Origin of the sequence: Streptococcus lishijunsis (assembly GCF_047290665.1) — a bacterium.
Lineage (GTDB): Bacteria > Bacillota > Bacilli > Lactobacillales > Streptococcaceae > Streptococcus.
This window is the reverse complement of record NZ_JBLBUC010000042.1, coordinates 1-2,427: the sequence shown is the minus strand read 5'-3', so window position 1 is coordinate 2,427 and position 2,427 is coordinate 1. Positions and strand designations below refer to the sequence as shown.

Sequence of the window (2,427 nt, the reverse complement as noted above, 5' to 3'; positions counted from 1 at the left end):
TTTCTTTAGTGTAGAACACTTTATAAATATTGTCTAGTTTAGTGTAACCGATTCAGTAACCGATTCATACGTTAACAATCGTTTTTCAGATATACGCCAAGAATCTTTTACAGCTTTATATTTATCTATACCGTATAAGAAAAACACAATAACATTCCAACAAAACAAACCGATAAAAATATAACTTTTTGACGTGTTAATAATATATGAATAAGGAATCATATGTACTCTCCTAATAATTTTATGATAAGTTGAGCTATCAAATATAGTTAATCTAATAAAGTTGCTTTTAAAGACATTTCAGAACGATAATTATCTAGTTCCAAAAATTGATAAGTTGTGCTAAATCTTCTATTCGTATAAGTTCGTCTTTAGTAGTGATTCCCATTGCAATGATTTTATTCATAGCACCTACTGTCCAACCAAACGTGCGACCAGCTTTATAGCCTGTGCGGTTGAGTATTTCAATAACTAAATCTTTATCAACTTGTTCTAGCCATTTCTTTATCGTTCTATGATTATTAAGATTATCTACACTAATATCTTTACTAAATACAGCATAGAAAACATCCATGACCTCTAAAAAGTCTTCTGACGCATTCGTTTCACTATCCACTTTTTGATAACCAAAATCAAAGACAAAGCGTCCTTTATCATCGACTTCAATCAAAGGTAACATATCGTTTGAAAAAGGTTTGAATTCAAATGTGTATCTGACAATTTTACGTCCTTGTTTTTCTTTTATCAGTTTTAAATCTGGAAAAACAGGATTATCATATTGATCTCTAGCTTTCTGTAAAATATCAAAGCCCTCAGTTATATATTTACTGCTTGCTCTTCTCTTGCTAGGGGTATCTAATTTCATAATATCTTCTATGAGACTATCTGCTTTGATTCTGAAAAAAGTCCCTTTGCGAAAAGTTGCCAGCGCTCGATATATCCGCATAGCATATTTTGAACCTAAAGCATTGTGAAAAGCAGGATTATAATAAAGATATTGCACGTTACTCCAATTCTCTTGGAAAAATAATTCATACACGCGCTTAGCTTCGTGTAAATTTCCTGCTTCATCGATATATTCTTGACGGTAAATTTCATCACTAAGATTAACTTTCAATAATTGCTCTTTATGATTAATTTGGCATTCTGAAAAGAGCTCATAAGAATCATATCTGACAGATTTCAATTTTTGTTGAATCACTTCAATCAATTCATTCAACATTTTTCCAGTTGCAATGTACTGGTATTTTTCACCAGTTTTTTTATCAATAGATGTTCTCACCAGCTTCCCACTAGCTAGAATAGCTAAGTCACGATATGGAATTTCAATCAAATCATTTGGATTATATTCACCTCTTAATTTCATCTCTTTTCCAACTAAGGCGAGCAGACCACTGACTAAACTTTCTTCCGATTTTGTCATGTCGCCAAAATCAAAAAGAGTTGGAAAATCTTTTTGATGTTGATTTTTATTTTCATGAAATTCACTTATAACTTTATTCATAACTACTATATTCTTTCTATTTGTAATACAAAGAGATTATAGCATTATTTCATGTCGCTGAGAGTTTATGATAAGAGTTAAGAAAACACTAAAACAGCCCAAACTCCTTATTTTACAAGGGATTAGGGCTATTTTAGCTAGTTTTTGAAAAATTAAAAAAGTTATTTTGCACTACCCCCCCAAAAAAAAGTTAGACAAAAAAATCTAACTTTTTGGGGGTCTATGAAATTAGGTTATAAAACGAAACTCGATATTTATCGGCTTAGAAAAAGTGGGGTATCCTGGCCCCAGCTTAGTCAAAGGTATAGTGTCAATCAGTCTCGTCTCAAATACATGGTAAAACTCATGGACAGGTATGGCATAGGCATTGTTGAGAAAGGCAAAAACACCTATTATCCCCCTGAACGGAAACAAGAAATGATAGACAAGGTATCGATGGAAGGTCAGTCTCAATATCAAGTATCTCTTGACTTTGCCCTCCCTCACTTTAGTATACTTTCCAACTGGATAGCGCAATACAAGAAAAATGGGTATACTATTGTTGAGAAAAGAAGAGGGAGACCAGCAAAAACAGGGCGTAAGCGCAAGAAAACTTGGGAATATCGTTTTATTTTGCGGACCCCTATTCTTCTTGGCAAAGAGGAAGCAATGAGAATGCCAATGATTTACTGCGAGACTATTTTCCTAAGAAAACCGATTTAGACACTATTCTGATGAGGCTTTGGAAAGGGCATTAGAGGAAATCAATCACCGACCACGAAAATGTTTGGCTTACAGAACCGCTTTTGAAGTTTTCTTAAATGAGTTCAAATAGAGATGTTACACTTATTCTTACAATTTATCACATATAAAAACTCCCCTTATAGTTTGATATACTCCCCATATAGTAGACAGTGAAAAAACAAAAATTCACTAGACACTAT

General features: G+C 33.0%; 2 protein-coding genes and 2 pseudogenes. 2 read left to right on the top strand and 2 right to left on the bottom strand.

Annotated elements, in window-relative coordinates; translation table 11 throughout:
- Window positions 1-33: 33 nt before the first annotated feature.
- Both ACLN19_RS09030 and ACLN19_RS09025 read right to left on the bottom strand, forming a co-directional pair.
- Window positions 34-222 (bottom strand): DUF1294 domain-containing protein, encoded by a 189-nt coding sequence (locus ACLN19_RS09030; protein WP_413385509.1) that lies wholly within the window; start codon window positions 220-222, stop codon window positions 34-36.
- Window positions 223-316: 94 nt separating this feature from the next.
- Window positions 317-1,504: a hypothetical protein gene (locus ACLN19_RS09025; protein WP_413385507.1), complete on the bottom strand. Its 1,188-nt coding sequence runs from the start codon at window positions 1,502-1,504 to the stop codon at window positions 317-319.
- A gap of 222 nt (window positions 1,505-1,726) precedes the next feature.
- On the opposite strand from ACLN19_RS09025, the pseudogene ACLN19_RS09020 reads away from it, so the two are divergent.
- Window positions 1,727-2,104 (top strand): annotated as a pseudogene (locus ACLN19_RS09020) (IS3 family transposase); the annotation flags it as partial.
- Window positions 2,092-2,318, top strand: a pseudogene (locus ACLN19_RS09015) (IS30 family transposase); the annotation flags it as partial. The pseudogenes ACLN19_RS09020 and ACLN19_RS09015, both read left to right, overlap by 13 nt.
- Between the last annotated feature and the right edge of the window lie 109 nt (window positions 2,319-2,427).